This window comes from Paenibacillus sp. FSL P2-0322 (genome assembly GCF_037975315.1).
Lineage (GTDB): Bacteria > Bacillota > Bacilli > Paenibacillales > Paenibacillaceae > Paenibacillus > Paenibacillus polymyxa_B.
Genome location: NZ_CP150243.1, coordinates 5076746 through 5091716, shown reverse-complemented (window position 1 = coordinate 5091716; position 14971 = coordinate 5076746). Strand labels below are relative to the sequence as shown.

Sequence of the window (14971 nt, the reverse complement as noted above, 5' to 3'; positions counted from 1 at the left end):
GGTAGTAAAATAGCAGTTATTTGCAGGAGAAGTCATCATAGGAATATAGGAGGATTTATACATGAAAAAACACTGGTCCAGATTTGCACTGATTCCCTTGCTCGCGGTGTCCCTTACCGCACTCGCAGGTTGTGGAGGAAGCGATAAAGCAGCGAAGGAAGGCACATCCAGCGGCACAGACCCGATTACGTTTAGCTTCTTCGGAGCAGATACAAGCCCACAATGGAACGGAATGAAGGATGAAATAGGCAAGGAAATCACCAAAAAAACAGGTGTAACCTTGAATGCGGAATTTGATGTCAGCGGTGGGGGTGGAGATGACCGAATTGCTTTGATGGCAGCAAGTGGAGAATACCCGGACTTGGTTTCTCCTAAAGCGAATATTAACAAGCTTGTGGATGCGGGGGCCATGATTGATCTGACAGATCTGATCAACGATCATGCACCCAATCTCAAAAAGCTATATGGACCCTATATGGATCGTTTGAAATACAGTAATAAAGATCAATCCATTTATGTCCTTCCTACGTATGCAGGTGTGGGACAGGAGAGTTTTGACGCGACGGGGGGATTTGAAATTCAGCATAAGGTGCTCAAGGAGCTAGGATATCCAAAGGTAAGAACGCTACAGGATTATGAAAACGTACTCAAAACCTATGCAGCCAAACATCCGACGATCAATGGCAAAAAAACGATCCCACTCACGTTGGATGCAGACGACTGGAGAATTATGATTACCGTAACGAATCCTGCCTTCCAGACGACTGGAGCGCCGGATGATGGTGAATATTTTATTGATCCCAAAACATTTGAAGCGAAGCTTCATTACAAACGTCCGGAAGAAAAGGAATATTTCCGTTGGTTGAACCACATGTACAATGAAGGACTGCTCGATAAAGATTCATTTGTGCAAAAAAGTGATCAATACAAATCCAAAATTGCCAGCGGCCGTGTCCTCGGTCTGATCGACCAGGAGTGGGGTTATCAGGATGCCGAAAATGCGTTAAAAGCGTCAGGTAAATCCGAATCCAGCTACGCGCATTTTCCAGTTACACTTTCGGAGGAATACAAGGATCGTTCCTTTCAGGATACGGGCTTCACGTCCGGTTATGGAGTAGGTATTACAGAGAATTGCAAGGACCCGGTGCGGGCTATTAAATTCCTTGATTATTTAGCTTCCGATGAAGGACAGGTGCTAGTGAACTGGGGGATCGAAGGCAAGCATTATGAAATTAAAGACGGCAAACGTGTCATTCCTGCTGATGTACTGGAGCAAAAAACGAACAATACAACCAACTTCAATAAATCTACGGGTATAGATTTGTACACGCTCATCAGCGGACACTATGGTGACGGCGTGAAGGACCCTACAGGTAACTACTATACTGCCAAATTCCCGGAACAAATTATCGCGGCTTATTCGAAGCCGGAGAAAGAATCACTTAAAGCGTATGGCGTAAAAACGTGGAAAGATCTGTTCCCTGACAAGAAAGAATTTGATGTAAAGCCTTGGGGCGCAGCCTATAACCTGACAACAGACAATGAATCCAGCTATAACGTTACATTCAAAAAAACGACAGACATTATCCGCAAACGTATACCGGAAGCTATTTTAGCACCGACTTCCAATTTTGATACGGTATACGACAACATGATTAAAGAACTGGATGCCGCCGGAGCTGTCCAAATGGAACAGCAATACACGCAACTGGTGAAGGACAGAGTGGAGTTATGGAGTGGCAAGGCTTCTAAATAGCTGACTGCTTTTAACGAAATTTTGAATGCCGGAATGACAGAGCGCTTGTCCTTGTGGTCCATACGGGATTAGCGCTCTGTTTGATCTTGATAGGGGAGGGTTTGATGTGACGAAAAGCGAAAGACCACAGTCCCTGCGTTTATGGTATCGCCAGCCTGCTGAGGTATGGGAGGAAGCATTGCCAGTCGGTAACGGAAGGCTGGGAGCTATGGTATTTGGCGGAATAAGAGAGGAGCATTTGCAATTAAACGAGGATACGCTCTGGTCCGGATTTCCCAGAGACGGCGTTCAGTATGATGCATTGCGATATTTGCAGCCTGTCAGAAAGCTGATTGCAGATGGAAAATACAAGGAAGCGGAACAACTGATTAATGCGAATATGCTAGGTCGCGATACGGAAGCCTATCAGCCTTTGGGAGATTTGTGGATTACGCAGGAGGGCCTAGGGGAAATTGCACATTATGAACGGGAACTGGATTTGCTGACCGGAACGGCAGCGGTCACTTTTCAGAGTGCTGGAGTCTGCTATACCCGTGAAGTTATCGCCAGTGCGCCAGATGGAGTCATGATGGTGTCACTGACTGCGAATAAGCTTGGGAAGATCCATGCATCCGTGCGCATCACTTCCCTCCATCCTTGTGAAGACGAGGTTGGAGAGGATATACATTTTGGTGATTCATCCAAATGGGATAGCGATAAGGAGGACGCTCCATCCGAGGAGCCGTCCGGGGACTTTATTACGTTGACTGGACGAGCGCCCAGTCATGTGGAATCTAATTATCACGGCGATCATCCACAGTCTGTTGTTTATGAAAATGATTTTGGGATGGCTTTTGCAGTTCAGGCGAGGGTTATTCCCGAGGGAGGAACCTTGACGAAGGGTGCTGATGGAGCACTGATCATCTCAGGCGCGGATAAAATCACGGTGTATTTGGCAGCAGCTACCGGATTTCGGGGATTTCACACTATGCCGAATAGTGATGCAACGGAGTCAGCAGAAGCATGTCAAGTCATTTTAGACGAAGCAATTTCGCTGGGAAGTGAGCAGGTGTGGCAACGCCATGAACAGGATCATCGAAAGCTGTTTGACCGCGTTGCATTAGAACTGGGAGGCGATACTCTAACCCACGACTCCGTTCTACCGACCGATCTGCGATTAGAGCGTTATCAGAAAGGTCAGGCCGACCCGGGGCTGGAGGTACTCTTATTTCAGTATGGCCGTTATTTGCTCATGGGCAGCTCGCGTTCGGGGAGTCAGCCCGCCAATCTTCAGGGCATCTGGAATGACCGGGTGCAGCCGCCGTGGAACAGTAATTATACAACCAATATTAATACTCAGATGAACTATTGGCCCGCAGAGGTATGCAATCTTGCCGAGTGCCATGAACCATTGCTGCACATGATTGGAGAAGTTGCTCGCACGGGACGGAGGGTAGCCTCCATCCATTATGGTGCTCAAGGGTGGGCAGCTCATCACAATGTAGATGTGTGGAGATACGCTGGACCTTCAGGGGGCCATGCCAGTTGGGCGTTTTGGCCGCTTGGGGGTGTATGGCTGACCGCCCATCTATGGGAGCGCTATCTGTTTACCCTGGATACAGCCTATTTGGCAGAACAAGCTTATCCACTCATGAAGGGGGCGGCAGCCTTTTGCATGGACTGGCTCGTGGAAGGCCCGGAGGGTTGGCTTGTGACATCCCCATCCACATCACCTGAAAATAAATTCAAAACGCCGGACGGCGAGGAATGCAGTATATCTATGGGCTCCACCATGGATATGACGCTGATTCGGGAGCTGTTGGGTAACTGCATTCAAGCTGCGGACCTGCTGGAATTAGACGATGAGTTCCGCAACCGCTGCGAGGAGACACGGGACAGGTTAATGCCCTATCAAATTGGCCGTCACGGTCAGTTACAGGAATGGTTTGTCGATTTTGAGGAAGCGGAGCCTGGGCATCGGCATGTCTCGCATCTATATGGGCTGTACCCCGGTCGACAAATTCACATCCGTGATACCCCGGAGCTGGCTGAGGCGGCCCGCATATCGCTGCGTCGACGGCTTGATCACGGTGGTGGGCACACCGGATGGAGCTGTGCCTGGTTGATTAACCTGTACGCTCGGCTGGAAGATGGCGATGCCGCACATCGGTATGTTCGCACGTTGCTGTCGCGATCGACCTATCCTAATTTATTCGACGCTCACCCGCCTTTTCAGATCGACGGTAATTTTGGTGCGACGGCGGGGATCGCAGAAATGCTGCTACAAAGCCGTCCGGGAGAGCTGACGTTACTGCCTGCCCTGCCAACGGCATGGGCGGAGGGACGGGTCAGTGGATTGAAGGGACATGGCGGGATGACGGTCGGCATGGAATGGTCCGGTTCCCGGCTTGCCCGTGCTGAACTGGCCACATCCATCTCAGCAGGAAGCTGCACGATTCGCAGTGCACATCCGTTTAGCGCAGATGCTCGTCAGGCTCTGCCTGATCCTGAGCACGGAGGATTCATTTTGTCATGGATTTTTACCAAAGAGCAGGAAATAACGAACGGACATACGATTATAATTAAAGGAGAGGAAGAGACATTATGACCATTTTTCAATTTCCGCAGGACTTCATGTGGGGGACCGCGACGGCAGCCTATCAAATCGAGGGAGCTTATGAGGAGGATGGGAGAGGTTTGTCGATCTGGGATACCTTTGCCCATACGCCTGGCAAAGTATTCAACGGTGATAACGGCAATGTAGCTTGTGACAGCTATCATCGCTACGAGGAAGATATCCGCCTAATGAAGGAGCTGGGCATTCGTACATACCGTTTTTCAGTGTCCTGGCCGCGTATATTTCCCAATGGTGACGGTGAAGTCAATCAAGAAGGATTGGACTATTATCATCGCGTAGTCGATTTGTTGAACGAAAATGGGATTGAACCGTTTTGTACACTGTACCATTGGGATCTGCCTCAAGCGCTTCAGGATGCTGGAGGCTGGGAGAATCGTCGCACGATTCAAGCATTTGTCCAGTTTGCAGAAACGATGTTCCGCGAATTTCACGGTAAAATACACCATTGGCTAACATTCAATGAACCGTGGTGCATCGCCTTTTTATCCAATATGCTGGGTGTTCATGCCCCGGGTCTGACCAATCTTCAGGCAGCCATTGATGTAGGACATCATTTGCTAGTTGCGCATGGTCTTTCTGTGCGCCGCTTCCGCGAGCTGGGCACCAGTGGCCAGATCGGTATCGCTCCCAATGTCTCCTGGGCTGTTCCTTACAGCACATCTGAGGAAGATAAAGCCGCTTGTGCGCGCACCATTTCCCTGCACAGTGACTGGTTTCTTCAACCTATTTATCAAGGCTCGTATCCTCAGTTTTTGGTAGACTGGTTTGCGGAGCAGGGAGCCACCGTGCCTATTCAGGATGGGGATATGGATATTATCGGCGAGTCTATTGATATGATCGGTATCAATTACTATGCTATGTCAGTTAATCGTTTTAATCCTGAAGCCGGGTTTCTTCAATCTGAAGAAATCAATATGGGGCTACCTGTAACGGATATCGGTTGGCCAGTGGAGTCGCGTGGGCTGTACGAGGTACTGCATTATTTGCAAAAATACGGTAACCTCGATATTTATATCACAGAGAATGGGGCTTGCATCAACGATGATGTCGTGAATGGCAAGGTTCAGGATGACCGTCGGATTTCGTATATGCAGCAGCATTTGGTGCAGGTACACCGGGCTATTCATGACGGCCTTCATGTCAAAGGATATATGGCATGGTCACTTATGGACAATTTTGAGTGGGCAGAGGGATATAATATGAGATTTGGCATGATTCATGTCGATTTCCGCACACAGGTCCGCACCCCGAAGGAAAGTTACTATTGGTATCGAAATGTAGTAAGTAATAACTGGTTGGAGACCAGACGTTAAACGAAGAGATGTTTTGAAAATAAAGCAGATTTACGCCTGTCTCTGCTCCCTTTTGTTTGAATAGGAGGCCCTCTGGGGTAATAATAACCAAGATGAATGCAGGTTGTTTCAAGTATGTAGAGACAGCAGGAATAAAAAAATAAGAAGTGTGCATACTGAAAAAAATACCTGACGAGGGCGTTTTAAACCATTTTAAACCAGAGGGAGTGGAGGGTATGGCTTCGAATGTTAGGAAATCAGGATCAAATGATAACCAAATGAGCCGCACGGTATCTGTTATCGCTTGGATCGCCTGTATTGCAGGAATTATCCTTATTTTGCTTGATATAGGTAATTTAACTGATCGAAATATATATTTAATGACAGGTATTGGCTGCGTTGTTGCCGGGATTTTTATTTTTCTAGTTGGGAAATCATTTGTCATTGCACGCAAGAAGGAAGACCAGGAAAACGGCCGCAGTTAATACAATTTAAAAATGATTTAAAGCAATATATACCGAAAACAACAATGTGGGGCTTCGAGCAGTGTAGGATGATAACTGTAAGGAGTCCCCTTTTTTCTTTAATATAACTTCTTTAAGATACACAAATAACGTTTTTATTATGTCATCTTTGTATTAATAAGAAATTTTGAATTTGCAAGAGAAATTTTATTTTTAGAGATGTTTTTCACAAAAAACGGACAAATAATCGACAATTCTGTTAACAATAAAAAAAGTGGCCGCTTTTCTGCTATCTTATATAAGGGCAACATTACAGGAGTTCGTAAGTTTTGAGTAATTTATTATTTAAGGAGAGGGGAACAACATGAACAAAAAACCAAAAGCGATTATTGCGTTGGTTTTGACCGTGCTCACGGTAGCATTGCTCATTTGGACGTGTTTTTATGCTGGCGGAAAATACGTTGTTTTCGATCCAAAAGGACCTATTGGGCAAGCACAAAAAGAGCTGATCATTCTTTCAACGTCTATGGCTGCACTGCTGATTGTACCGGTCATGATTTTGACTTTTTTCATCATTTGGCGATATCGCGACGCACCGGATAACAAAGCCAAGTACCAACCTCATTGGGATGACAGCAAAAAGCTAGAGACCGTATGGTGGGCTATTCCAATCATCGTTATCTGCATTCTTGCGGTTATAACTGCGAGATATACCTACTTGCTGGAGCCTTCCAAGCCGTTGGCAAGTACACAAAAGCCAGTAACCATTCAAGTGACTTCACTGGACTGGAAATGGCTCTTTATGTACCCTGAAGAAGGTATTGCTACAGTCAATGAAATTCACATTCCTAAAGGTGTTCCAGTCCGTTTTGAACTGACTGCCGACGCCCCGATGAACTCGTTCTGGATTCCGCAATTGGGCGGTCAGATCTACACCATGTCAGGCATGGCAATGAAACTGCATTTGCAGGCCGACCACGAAGGAACATACTTTGGTTCGGGTGCAAACTTTAGCGGTGAGCATTTTGGACAAATGCGTTTTGATGTAGAGGTTCAGTCGGATGAAGAGTACAAAAACTGGGTCGCTAACATCAAGAAGCAGTCTAAGCCGCTGACGAAAGACGGCTATTTGGCGCTTGCAAAACCAGGTTTGTCCCAACCTGATGAGTATTCTTCAATTCCAGATGGCTTGTTCCAAGACATTGTAAGCAAGTATGTAGTGGATGGTGCTTCTAACCCGCATGCTGGACATGGCGGACACACATCCACAGAAGGTTCTTCCAAGTCCGATACAGAAGATGAAGCTGCAATGGACATGAGTCATATGAATATGAGCGGACACCATTAAATGATTACAGGGAAGGAGGCCCCCAATGCTTGACAAAATAAAAGAGTTTGCATCCACTTTCTTCGTTACTGGAGACCCGATGATCTATGGAGCGGACGTTTCCATCGCACTAGCAACGATCGGGATCGTGTTTGTGCTCACTTATTTCAAAAAATGGGGCTGGCTTTGGAAAAACTGGTTGACTACCGTTGACCATAAAAAAGTCGGTATTATGTATATTCTTGCGGCCATCTTGATGTTATTCCGCGGAGGCGTGGATGCATTATTGATGCGTGTTCAACTTGCTACACCGGATGTTACACTACTGCATCCTGAGCATTACAACCAGATTTTTACAACACATGGCACGATCATGATCTTGTTTATGGCGATGCCGTTGATGTTTGGTTTGTTTAACATTGCCGTACCACTTCAAATTGGTGCGCGCGACGTTGCGTTCCCTTTCCTGAACGCATTGAGCTTCTGGCTTTTCTTTATGGGAGCGATGTTGTTCAACCTGTCCTTCGTTATCGGCGGTTCGCCAGATGCAGGTTGGTTGAGTTATCCACCGCTTTCAGAAATGCAATTTAGTCCCGGCGTTGGTCAGAACTTCTATATCTGGGGTATTCAGATTTCGGGTATAGGTTCATTGGCTACAGGGATCAACTTTATTGTTACTATCATTAAAATGCGTGCACCTGGTATGACTTGGATGAAGATTCCTGTCTTTACGTGGTCCGTATTTTCATCATGTGTTATTATCATTTTCGCGTTTCCAATTCTGACGGTTACTTTAGCCTTGCTATTCCTTGACCGCTTTGGAGGAGGACACTTCTTTACGCTTGATTTCGGCGGTAATCCGATGATGTATATCAACTTGATCTGGATGTGGGGTCACCCTGAGGTATACATTGTAGTTTTGCCGGCTTTCGGTATTTATTCCGAGGTCATCAGTGTATTCTCCAAAAAGAAATTGTTTGGATACAAGTCCATGGTTTACGCCATGTTCATTATTGCGATCTTGTCCTTCTTCACCTGGGCGCATCACTTCTTCACGATGGGATCAGGCGCAGATGTTAATGCATTCTTTGCGATTTCGACGATGGTTATCGCAATACCAACAGGGGTTAAAGTATTTAACTGGTTGTTCACGATGTATCGGGGTAAGATTACATTCAAGACCCCTATGATGTGGTCAATTGCTTTTATTCCTAACTTCTTGATTGCTGGTTTGACGGGCGTCATGTTGTCTGTAGCGCCTGCTGACTTCCAGTTCCATAACAGTTACTTCCTGATCGCTCACTTTCACTCCGCTCTGATTGGTGGTGTAGTGTTCGGTTACTTGGCAGGTCTGTACTATTGGTGGCCTAAAATGTTCGGTTTCACATTGCCTGAAACGCCTGGTAAATGGGCTTTCTGGTTCTGGAACATCGGTTTCTATGTATGTTTTATTCCGCAATATTCTCTGGGTCTGATGGGTATGACGCGTCGTCTGAGCACTTATGGCTGGGATACCGGCTGGCAGCCGCTTAACCTCGTTTCGACCGTTGGGGCATTCCTGATGGGTATTGGTTTCTTGTTCCAGGTTCTTCAAATTCTTCTGGGCATCAAGAATTACCGCAAGCTGAAGGATACAACAGGCGACCCTTGGGGTGGCCATACGTTGGAATGGTCGATTCCTTCACCTGCACCGGAGTACAATTTTGCTACCATTCCACAAGTAGAAGAACGTGATGACTGGTGGGCAGAAAAAGATAAACGTGCAAAAGGTATTTTCAGAAAGCAGCCGCCAATTGAAGCGATTCATATGCCGAAGAACTCGGCGATTCCATTCATTATGTCGGTATTCTTTTTCATTGCAGGTTTCGGGTTCGTATTCGGATGGTCGTTCTTCTATATTCCAGGGTTGATCGGTGTGGCAATTTGTATGATTTGCCGTTCGTTCTTCTCCTATGATGGCGACTACTATATCCCTGCGGATGAAGTAAAACGCACGGAAGCGGCAATAAGGGGGTCTGTATAATGGCACAAGCAGCAGCACACCAAAGCCATGATCATGACCACGGGCATCACGATCCGCAAGAATTGAAGATGCTTGGTTTTTGGATCTTCCTCGTAACGGACGTAATCCTGTTCAGTACCTTGTTCGCAACCTTCGTCGTCCTTCGGAACAACACAGCCGGAGGACCGGGTGGCGCAGAGCTGTTTAACATGACGGGCGTTATTATTGAAACGTTCCTCTTGCTCACGAGCAGCTTCACAAGTGGTCTGGCTGTGTTGGCCATGAACAAAGGAAGCATGAAGGGATTAATTAACTGGTTAATCGTGACGGCGATCCTGGGTCTTGGTTTTATCGGTTTTGAGGTTTACGAGTTTGTTGAGTTGGTACACGAAGGAGCCAATTTTGGAACCAGCGCGTTCTTGTCGGCATTCTTCACTTTAGTCGGAACGCATGGACTTCACGTTTCGTTAGGTCTGGTTTGGATGATTGGACTCATGTTCCAGTTGAAGAAACGCGGGCTTACACCAGAGACGAAGGGCAAAGTTTCGGCATTGAGCTTGTACTGGCACTTTTTGGACGCTGTCTGGATCTTCTTGCTGACAGTCGTCTATTTGATGGGGGTGATGTAGATGGCACAGCATCAAACAGGAGCGGGTTCGCATGGTCATGATGATTCTCACGGTTCAGTGAAATCCTATGTTATCGGGTTTATTCTGTCCATCGTACTGACCATCATTCCTCTCGGTGTGGTTATGAATCATATGTTGAGCCGCACTTCGACCATGGTTGTTATTTTAGCCGCGGCAGTGCTGCAATTTCTGGTTCAGCTTTTCTTCTTCATGCACATTCGTGAAAGCAATGGACCACGCTGGAATGTCATGACTTTGATTTTCGGGGTAGTTATCCTGTTGACCATTGTTGGTGGTTCTGTATGGATTATGGAATACAACATGGTAGCACACTAATAAGTCAGGATTTTTGCAAAATCACTCAAGTACAAACGAATTAGGAAAGAAGAAGCGGACTTAGAGCCGCTTCTTCTTTTTTTGTGTAGCTTATTAAAAATAAAACTGTGGCTTCTTGAACTCAAGTTTACATATGTGTAAAATGGAATTGTATAACAGTAGAGTGAAAACGATAATACTAGTGGAGAGCGGAGGAAAAATTAATGAACACAGAATTACTGTTTAAACCTTTTAAGGCAGGTAATTTATCTCTTCCCAATCGGATTGTTATGGCGCCTATGACACGGAATTTTTCTCCTCAAGGTATTCCAGGGCCTGAAGTGGCCGCGTATTATCGTCGCCGTGCGGAAAATGCAGTTGGATTGATTATTACGGAGGGCACTGCTATTAATCATCCTGCAGCTGTGGAGCACACAAGCATTCCTAATTTTTATGGAGAGGGATTAGAGGGATGGGCCAAGGTAGTTGAGGAGGTTCATGCGGTAGGTGGCAAGATTATACCGCAGCTCTGGCATGTGGGTACGGCCCGTAAAATAGGTGCAGATAATCAACCGAATCCCGAGGCATTGCCTGTCGGTCCGTCCGGTATTTCTCCCGCTGGTGAAAAGGTAGTCGAGCCATTGACGGAGGCTGAGATTGCGGATATTATCTCCGCTTATGCTCAGGCCGCTGCCGATGCCCAGCGAGTGGGGTTTGACGGTATTGAGCTTCATGGAGCACATGGCTATTTAATCGATCAATTTTTCTGGGACAAAACGAATAAGCGTACCGATCAATACGGAGGCAATTTGGTCCAGCGTACTCGGTTTGCGGTGGAGGTCATTGAGGCTTGCCGTCGTGCAGTGGGGCCGAATTTCCCAATTGTACTGCGATTCTCCCAGTGGAAGATGTATCACTATGAAGAAAAGCTGGCACAGACACCACAGGAACTTGAACAGTTTCTCACTCCATTAGTGAAGGCCGGGGTGGATATATTCCATTGCTCAAGCCGCCGTTTTTGGGAACCGGAATTTGAAGGGTCTGATCTAAACCTGGCAGCTTGGACCAAAAAGATAACAGGCAAGCCAGTTATTACTGTGGGCTCGATTGGTTTGGAGAAGGCCTTTTTGAGTGATTTGGAAAAAAATAATAATCGTCAAACCGATCAATCCAGTAGTGTAGAGGCAAGATTAGAACAACTCGTGGGGCAAGTAGAACGAGAGGAAGCTGATCTGGTTGCGGTTGGGCGTGCTTTGTTGGTTGATCCAGCGTTTGCGGTGAAGTTACGTGATCAACAAATAGAAGAAATTATTCCTTACAGTGATGAAGTATTAAAGACGTTGAATTAAGCTTTATGTCGTGTAAAGCTATAGCGTTAGGCAAGCATTGAAACTTGGAAGTTTTCTGTTACAGGGCAAGCTGTAATATAAGCTATTCGTAAACTCTACGAATTTGCTATAATAGAAGCATCAAGTCGAAATACACGGGGTGAAAAGGATGAATTCTGAAACGGAAGCTTTGGATTGCGAGCCGGCTTGTCACGGTTCAGATCAGGAAATCGAGCGCATAAAATCTTCCCTTGTCGAGGATTCCATCGCATACAAAATGTCGGAGCTGTTTAAAGCACTGGGTGACCCGACACGGATTAAGCTGATTTATGCCCTGGCACAAAAAGAATTGTGTGTTCATGATCTGACCCAGGTGTTGAACATGGGACAATCTGCGGTATCCCACCAGCTTCGCTATTTGCGCAACCTGCGTATTGTCAAACGACGCAAGGAAGGCAAGACGGTGTTTTATTCACTGGATGATAATCATGTGGAGCAGATCTTTTTGCAAACCCATCAGCACATATCACATCAATGATTTTTTGGAATAAAACAACAGTAGGGCGCCAAGTGATTGGCGCTCTTTTGGCGTTTGTCCGTTGAAGTCGATTTTTTTGTTAAAAAGGGGCTAGAGTCATTGACTTTTGACCCTGATCCTGAATATAATGGCCTTAACAAATAATATATGAACAGTTGCTCATATATAGTTAATTGGAGGCCGATGGATTATGGATGCTCTAAAAAGAACGGAACGGCATGAATGGATTTTGGAAGGTTTGGATTGCGCCAACTGTGCTCTAAAGATTGAAAATGGAGTCAGTAAAATAGAAGGGGTCCTGGATTGCTCGGTCAATTTTGTTACGAAAACGTTGACGATGACCACAAGTTCGGATCAAAAAGAAGAGATTTTTCGCCAGACTGAACGGAAGGTTCACAGACTTGAGCCACATGTTCGGATGGTGGTAAAAAATGCTCGTGGACGCCTGCGTGAAGATAGTCGAAGCAATGCTGGTGCAGTACAGTCAGACTGCACAGAGGATTGTGCATGCGGTCATGAGCATCATAGTGAAGGGCATACACACGAGATCGGGCAACATGCGGCTCACAGCCACGCTGGTCATCATCATGGAGCACATGGCAAGCAAGCCCATACGCACGATGGACACAACCACGGCGATCATGGACACGAGCATCACAACCACCATGCAGAGCACGAACATGGTGAAGCCACCCACGCTCATTCACATTCGCATGGAGATGATGGCCACGCTGGACATACGCATGATCACGGTACGGACGGTATGCGCCGCATGATTGCGCGTTTGGCTATTGGTGCGGTCGTTGCGGCTGTTGCCTGGTGGTTACCTGTCGAAGGTGTAGGCAAGCTGGCCCTATTTTTACTGGCATATATCATCGTTGGCGGTGATGTTGTCTTGCAGGCTGCACGCAGTTTGGTGCGTGGAATGGCCTTTGACGAATACTTCCTGATGACGCTGGCTACTGTGGGTGCATTTGCGATTGGGGAATACCCGGAAGGCGTAGCTGTCATGTTCTTTTATCAAATCGGAGAGCTGTTTCAAGGCATTGCAGTTAACCGTTCACGTAAGTCCATCAGTGATCTGATGGATATTAGACCGGACTATGCCAACCTGAAGACGGCTGAGTCCGTACGGAGAGTGTCCCCAGAAGACGTTCGCATTGGGGATTTGATTGTAATTAAGCCGGGCGAGAAGATCCCGCTGGATGGTAAAGTTATAGATGGTAAATCGCATGTGGATACCTCTGCGTTGACTGGTGAATCGGTGCCTCGTACTGTAGAGCCGGGAAGCAGTGTGTTGAGTGGATTTATCAATACGAACGGACTTCTAACGGTAGAGGTTAGCAAAGAATTTAGTGAATCCGCGGTCTCTAAAATTTTGGAATTAGTGCAAAATGCGAGTGCCAAAAAAGCGCCGACTGAAAAGTTTATCACGAAATTTTCCAGATACTATACTCCAGTAGTGGTTATTGTAGCGCTGTTGTTGGCGGTTGTTCCACCGCTTGTTGTGCCAGGTGCACAATTTGCAGATTGGGTATACCGTGCGCTTGTTTTCCTCGTTATTTCTTGTCCTTGTGCGCTGGTAGTATCCATTCCACTGGGCTTCTTTGGGGGAATCGGGGCAGCCTCCCGTTCAGGTATTCTGATCAAGGGCGGGAACTATCTTGAAGCTCTGAATCATGTGAAATACGCTGTTTTCGATAAAACGGGCACACTCACCAAAGGTGTTTTCCGTGTAACAGGGATTTATCCTGCCGGAGATTTTACAAACGAAAGCTTGCTCGAAACCGCCGCTTTGGCGGAGCTGCATTCCACACACCCTATTGCTGCGTCTTTGCGTGAATCCTACGGTAAAGAACTCAGAGCAGAACGGGTTCAGCAATATAGTGAAATATCGGGTCACGGGATTCAGGCACAAATAGATGGTCGTCTGGTATCGGCCGGGAACGCCAAGCTGATGGAGCGGGAGCATGTGGCTTTTAACGCGGCGCAGCAAGCAGGGACGCTGGATGAAGGAACGGTCGTACATGTGGCTGTAGACGGAACGTATGCTGGGTGCATTCTGATTTCAGATGAGGTTAAGGAAGACGCAGCCCAAACGGTTGCTTCACTGAAAAAGTTGGGTGTGGTGAAAACCATCATGCTGACGGGTGACAATCGGACAGTTGCCGAGGCTGTAGGACGACAGCTGGGTTTGGATGAAGTACGGGCAGAGCTGTTACCTCAGCACAAAGCTGAAGCTATCGAGCAGTTGTCTGCAAGTAAAAAAACGAGCGACAAAATTTTGTTCGTAGGCGATGGGATTAATGATACACCCGTACTGGCACTGGCAGATGTCGGTGTAGCGATGGGCGGTTTGGGATCGGATGCTGCGATTGAGGCGGCAGATATCGTAATCATGAACGACGAGCCTTCAAGGCTGGTTACGGCGATCCATATCGCCAAGCGCACACGTCGTATCGTATGGCAAAACATTATATTTGCGCTAGGCGTCAAAGCTGTGTTTCTTACGCTGGGAGCATTCGGTATTGCTACTATGTGGGAGGCTGTATTTTCCGATGTAGGTGTAACATTGCTAGCCGTATTGAATGTGATGCGTGTATTGAAGGTTCGTTCTTACGAATAAAAATAAACACCCCTGGGTTAGCATTGGATGTATAGGCATCCTGTGAAGACCGGGGGTGTTTATTTTATAGGTTCCTT

Annotated in this window: 11 protein-coding genes; all 11 read left to right on the top strand. The window is 46.8% G+C overall.

What is annotated here, in order from left to right:
• Window positions 1-61: 61 nt before the first annotated feature.
• The 11 genes from MKY24_RS22625 to MKY24_RS22575 all read left to right on the top strand — a co-directional run bounded on the left by MKY24_RS22625 (window position 62) and on the right by MKY24_RS22575 (window position 14894).
• Entirely contained in the window at window positions 62-1756 is a 1695-nt protein-coding gene (locus MKY24_RS22625; protein ID WP_339200927.1) for an ABC transporter substrate-binding protein, read from the top strand.
• Window positions 1757-1862: 106 nt separating this feature from the next.
• Window positions 1863-4343: a glycoside hydrolase family 95 protein gene (locus tag MKY24_RS22620; RefSeq protein ID WP_339200925.1), complete on the top strand. Its 2481-nt coding sequence runs from the start codon at window positions 1863-1865 to the stop codon at window positions 4341-4343.
• Complete coding sequence (locus MKY24_RS22615; RefSeq protein WP_339200923.1) at window positions 4340-5686, top strand: GH1 family beta-glucosidase; 1347 nt, start codon at window positions 4340-4342, stop codon at window positions 5684-5686. Before MKY24_RS22620 ends, MKY24_RS22615 begins: the two co-directional genes overlap by 4 nt.
• A 215-nt stretch (window positions 5687-5901) precedes the next feature.
• Window positions 5902-6150, top strand: coding sequence for a hypothetical protein (locus MKY24_RS22610; RefSeq protein WP_013311984.1), 249 nt, complete (start codon window positions 5902-5904; stop codon window positions 6148-6150).
• Window positions 6151-6493: 343 nt separating this feature from the next.
• Window positions 6494-7477: a ubiquinol oxidase subunit II gene (gene cyoA, locus MKY24_RS22605; RefSeq protein WP_023990329.1), complete on the top strand. Its 984-nt coding sequence runs from the start codon at window positions 6494-6496 to the stop codon at window positions 7475-7477.
• A gap of 25 nt (window positions 7478-7502) precedes the next feature.
• The gene (locus MKY24_RS22600) at window positions 7503-9479 is read left to right on the top strand and encodes a cbb3-type cytochrome c oxidase subunit I (RefSeq protein ID WP_023990328.1); all 1977 of its coding nucleotides are present in this window, start codon (window positions 7503-7505) and stop codon (window positions 9477-9479) included.
• On the top strand, window positions 9479-10087 hold the full coding sequence (gene cyoC / locus MKY24_RS22595; protein ID WP_023990327.1) for a cytochrome o ubiquinol oxidase subunit III: 609 nt from the start codon (window positions 9479-9481) through the stop codon (window positions 10085-10087). Before MKY24_RS22600 ends, cyoC begins: the two co-directional genes overlap by 1 nt.
• The gene (gene cyoD, locus MKY24_RS22590) at window positions 10088-10423 is read left to right on the top strand and encodes a cytochrome o ubiquinol oxidase subunit IV (protein WP_023990326.1); all 336 of its coding nucleotides are present in this window, start codon (window positions 10088-10090) and stop codon (window positions 10421-10423) included.
• Window positions 10424-10626: 203 nt separating this feature from the next.
• Window positions 10627-11751 (top strand): NADH:flavin oxidoreductase, encoded by a 1125-nt coding sequence (locus MKY24_RS22585; RefSeq protein ID WP_023990325.1) that lies wholly within the window; start codon window positions 10627-10629, stop codon window positions 11749-11751.
• Between the two features lie 148 nt (window positions 11752-11899).
• Entirely contained in the window at window positions 11900-12268 is a 369-nt protein-coding gene (locus MKY24_RS22580; protein WP_007432172.1) for a metalloregulator ArsR/SmtB family transcription factor, read from the top strand.
• A gap of 190 nt (window positions 12269-12458) precedes the next feature.
• Window positions 12459-14894, top strand: coding sequence for a heavy metal translocating P-type ATPase (locus MKY24_RS22575; protein WP_339200919.1), 2436 nt, complete (start codon window positions 12459-12461; stop codon window positions 14892-14894).
• Window positions 14895-14971: the final 77 nt, after the last annotated feature.

What these genes read in the sequence shown, in the direction of transcription:
- MKY24_RS22625 (WP_339200927.1), top strand. Translation starts at nt 62, where the DNA reads ATGAAAAAACACTGGTCCAGATTTGCACTGATTCCCTTGCTCGCGGTG.
- MKY24_RS22615 (WP_339200923.1), top strand. Translation starts at nt 4,340, where the DNA reads ATGACCATTTTTCAATTTCCGCAGGACTTCATGTGGGGGACCGCGACG.
- MKY24_RS22610 (WP_013311984.1), top strand. Translation starts at nt 5,902, where the DNA reads ATGGCTTCGAATGTTAGGAAATCAGGATCAAATGATAACCAAATGAGC.
- cyoA (WP_023990329.1), top strand. Translation starts at nt 6,494, where the DNA reads ATGAACAAAAAACCAAAAGCGATTATTGCGTTGGTTTTGACCGTGCTC.
- MKY24_RS22600 (WP_023990328.1), top strand. Translation starts at nt 7,503, where the DNA reads ATGCTTGACAAAATAAAAGAGTTTGCATCCACTTTCTTCGTTACTGGA.
- cyoC (WP_023990327.1), top strand. Translation starts at nt 9,479, where the DNA reads ATGGCACAAGCAGCAGCACACCAAAGCCATGATCATGACCACGGGCAT.
- cyoD (WP_023990326.1), top strand. Translation starts at nt 10,088, where the DNA reads ATGGCACAGCATCAAACAGGAGCGGGTTCGCATGGTCATGATGATTCT.
- MKY24_RS22585 (WP_023990325.1), top strand. Translation starts at nt 10,627, where the DNA reads ATGAACACAGAATTACTGTTTAAACCTTTTAAGGCAGGTAATTTATCT.
- MKY24_RS22580 (WP_007432172.1), top strand. Translation starts at nt 11,900, where the DNA reads ATGAATTCTGAAACGGAAGCTTTGGATTGCGAGCCGGCTTGTCACGGT.
- MKY24_RS22575 (WP_339200919.1), top strand. Translation starts at nt 12,459, where the DNA reads ATGGATGCTCTAAAAAGAACGGAACGGCATGAATGGATTTTGGAAGGT.